The 3,644-nt window shown below is 66.0% G+C and carries 3 protein-coding genes and 1 pseudogene; 1 reads left to right on the top strand and 3 read right to left on the bottom strand.

What is annotated here, in order from left to right:
• Together WA965_RS04785 and WA965_RS04780 are read right to left on the bottom strand one after the other, a co-directional pair.
• Window positions 1-677, bottom strand: a 677-nt coding sequence (locus WA965_RS04785) for an AAA family ATPase (RefSeq protein ID WP_526447157.1), incomplete at its 3' end; no start/stop codon positions are given.
• A complete protein-coding gene (locus WA965_RS04780; RefSeq protein ID WP_526300092.1) occupies window positions 656-1,786 on the bottom strand; it encodes an ATP-binding protein in 1,131 nt (376 codons plus the stop codon). The genes WA965_RS04780 and WA965_RS04785, both read right to left, overlap by 22 nt.
• 182 nt (window positions 1,787-1,968) lie before the next feature.
• Here WA965_RS04780 and WA965_RS04775 point away from each other — a divergent pair, with 182 nt between their 5' ends.
• Complete coding sequence (locus tag WA965_RS04775) at window positions 1,969-3,498, top strand: acetyl-CoA acetyltransferase (RefSeq protein WP_526300088.1); 1,530 nt, start codon at window positions 1,969-1,971, stop codon at window positions 3,496-3,498.
• A 1-nt stretch (window position 3,499) separates the two neighbouring features.
• Here the strand turns inward: WA965_RS04775 and WA965_RS04770 are convergent.
• A pseudogene (locus WA965_RS04770) lies at window positions 3,500-3,644 on the bottom strand (LLM class F420-dependent oxidoreductase); the annotation flags it as partial.

Genomic DNA, 3,644 nt, shown 5'->3' with positions numbered 1-3,644 from the left:
GTGTCGTCGCGCCGCTGCGCCGCCCGGTCCAGCAGGACGACGGCGTCGTCGACACTCAACCCGGCCATCCTCTCGATCATGAATGATCCGTACCAGGGGTGTTCGCGCGACGAGACACCGGTGAACAGTGTTGGCGCGGTGGCGAATACCAGCACGTCCGTGGTTGTCTCGACCCAGGCACGCAGGCTGCCCTGGCCTGCTTCGCCGATGCCGTCGAACACCCGGTCGAGGTTTTCGATCGCCAACAGGATCGTCCTGCCTGCCGCCGCCTGCATCACGGCGGCCTCGATTCCGACCGGGTCCCTCCCGCGTCGCAGCGTCCTGGCCTCCTCGCCCAGTTCTGAGCTGATGGTGCGGGCGATCTCGACGAGCAGGTCGGCGTACGAGCCGATGGCCAGTGAGTCCTCGGCAATGAGCACGGGCAGAACATGTCTCGCCGTCGAGGTGTCGGACAGCGCCCGACCGAGAGTGACGTGCAGGGTGTGTGTCTTCCCCGACCCGCGCGGCCCGACCAGCAGGGTGTGGGGTCGCGAACCGTCGCGTGCCGAGGAGATGATGCGCTGCGTCAGGGCCTGCAGGAGGTCGGAGCGGCCCACCGTCAACGCCTCGAGTTCGGTCAGCGACATCGCCGACGGCGTGAACAGTGCGGGGAAGTTCACCGGCGCATGGCTTTCCATGCGCGCTGCAGCAGCGGTGAGGAGAACTGGTCGGCATCCCCGGCGCGCACCAGATAGTGGTCGAGCGTCAGCCGTTCGATGAACGACACGAGTTGTGCCCTGTCGGTGATCGGGTTGTCTTCGCTGCGGAGTCGCATCAGCACCGTGTCGACGTCCAGTGGCCGGTTCGTGTGTGCGTAGATGTCGAGCAGGCCGCCGATGGCGTGTGCATCCGCACCGTAGTAGTGCGGCAGCCTATCCCGATAGTGCCGCAGATCCCAAGGGTCGTAGGGACTCTCGATTGCATCCAGTACCAGCAGGTTTACGAGTTCGGGGTAGGCCGCGACCTGGGTGTCGTACGACGACTTCCTGGCGGCGGCCACCAGGTGCTGGATGTAATAGGGCACGTTCTCGGCGGCCGAGGCGATCGCGGCCGCGACGGCATGCTGGTCGGTCGTCGGTGTGGCACTGCCCAGGAGCAGGCATTCGGCGAGGTAGGTCGCGTGGTCGGAGCGGATGGGGCCCACGGCGATCTTCGGGATGTCGTTGACGGTGGCGGGGGCGTCGTCGGACACATGATGGAATCCGATCGATCCGGACAGCACCGTCGCGACCTTTCCCGGATTCTCCTGGCGGACCCGGCGGAGCAGATGCAGGAAGGTGTCGCCGGACCCGGGGTCCGCACGTTCGAGGTTGCGGGCCAGCACGCTCACCTCGTCGATGAACAGCGCCAGCGTGTGCCCGCGGGCCCGCCGGATCGCGTTGTCGAGCAACTCGTCCAGCGTGGCGGCGGCGCGGGCGTCACGTTCCAGGCGGACCGGTCCGGCGGTGAGGGTGAGTCGGATCTTGGCGAGTTCCTTCGACCAGGACGGGTCGAGCCGGGCCAACTCGGAGATCAGCGCCGACACGAACTCGGTGTAGCTCTCCCGTTCGGCGCTGACGGCCACGACGACGGCGCCCTGCTCGGCAGCCATCCGCTGCACCAGACGCGACAACGAGGTCTTGCCATGCCGCCGGTCTCCGACCAGGACCGCACCCGAATGCACCAGGGCCGCGAGGACGTCGTTCGACTCGCGGACGCGACCCACCACGTCTTCGGTGGGGACGACACCACCGACGACAAGGGACATCGGGCGCGGTTGCCAGTTCATCGGACAAGAATACGTCAAGTACGACGTACATCTATTAAGTTGTACGTCGTTGATGTCGTGTATTTGTGAGTTCGCCAAACGATAACGTGTTCTATTAGCCTTTCGAAGTAACTGCGATGAGCCGCTCGGGCGAAGAGCGGACGGTCGAGAGGACACACAACATGGCGGTTGATCCACGCACCCCGGTCATCGTCGGTGTCGGGCAGTTCACCGAGCGGATCGACGACCCTGCCTACCGCGGGATGTCGGCGGTCGACCTCGCCACGGCGGCGGCTCGGGCGGCGCTGGCGGACACGGGCGCCGACGAGGCGCTGGTCGCCAAGGCTGTCGACACCGTCTTCGGCCTGCGGCAGTTCGAGATCTCCGGACCCATGCCGGCGACCTTGGGCAAATCGAACAACTACCCGCGATCGGTGATGAACCGCCTCGGCGGTGATCCGGCCCGTGTCGTCCTGGAACCGGTGGGCGGACAGAGCCCGCAGAAGCTCGTCACCGAGGCCGGCAACACGATTGTCGCGGGGGACGCGGACGTCGTCATGATCATGGGCTCCGAGCCCGGCTCCACCGCAAAGTATTTCGCCGGCAGGGACGACAAGCCCGACTTCACCGAAGATGTCGCCGGTCAGCTCGAGGATCGTGGTCACCAGATATTCAGCTACATCGACGAGTACACCGTGCAGCACGGGCTCACCGGTGCCCCGGTGCAGTACGGTCTGCTGGACAACGCCCGACGGTCCCGCCTCGGCCTGAGCGTCAGCGAGTACCGACATCAGATGGCCGAATTGTTCGCGCCGATGTCGAGAGTTGCCGCCAAGAACCCGTTCTCGTCGTCGCCGGTTGAGCGCTCGGTCGAGGAGATCGAGACGGTCACCGACGAGAACCGGATGATCTGCGACCCCTATCCCCGGCTACTGGTCGCCCGCGACACCGTCAACCAGGGTGCGGCCGCGGTCCTGATGTCCGTCGAGGCTGCGCGCAGACTCGGTGTGCCCGAGGAGAAGTGGGTGTACCTGCACGGGCATTCGGATCTGATCGAACAGGGACTGCTGTCGCGGGCCGACCTCGGAGCGGGACCGGCTTCGGTGGCGGCCGCCCATGAGGCGCTGCGGGTCGCGGGGGTCGGCGTCGACGACATCGCCACCTTCGATCTCTACAGTTGTTTTCCCTTCCCGGTGTTCGTGATCTGCGAGGCACTCGGGTTGGCCGCGAACGATCCTCGCGGGCTGACCCTCACCGGCGGCCTCCCGTACTTCGGCGGCCCCGGCAACAGCTATGCGTTGCACGGCATCGCCGAGACCGTCGAGCAGATGCGCGACCACCCGGGGCGATTCGGTTTCGTCGGCGCCAACGGCGGGATCATGAGCAAGTATTCGGTCGGCGTCTACTCGACCGAACCGGTCGAATGGCGCACCTCCCGCAGTGCTGAACTGACCGGGCAGATCGCCGCACTGCCGACGGTGCCGGTGACGAAGACCGTGGACGGCGCAGGAACCATCGAGACCTACTCGGTGCGCTACGACTGGCCGGTGCGGACCGGCATCATCGTCGGCCGCCTGGACGCCGATGGTTCCCGTTTCATGGCGACCACTGAGGACCCCGAGTTGGTGTCGTTGATGTCAGACGGTGACCCCTTGGGTGCGAAAGTTGTTGCCAACAGCACAGATAACGGCAACCGCGCGGTCCTGCGCTAGCTCACCCCAGGTCGGCGATTTTTGCTGCGAGTCGTTCGACGTAGCGGGCGACGTCGTCGGGGTTGCGGTCGGGTAGGCCGAAGAGGACTTCGGTGACGCCGAGGTCTTTCCAGTGTGCGAGTTTGTCGGGGTCGGGTTTGAAGTCG

Source organism: Mycobacterium sp., assembly GCF_049683935.1.
Lineage (GTDB): Bacteria > Actinomycetota > Actinomycetes > Mycobacteriales > Mycobacteriaceae > Mycobacterium.
This window is presented reverse-complemented; position numbering and strand designations above follow the sequence as displayed.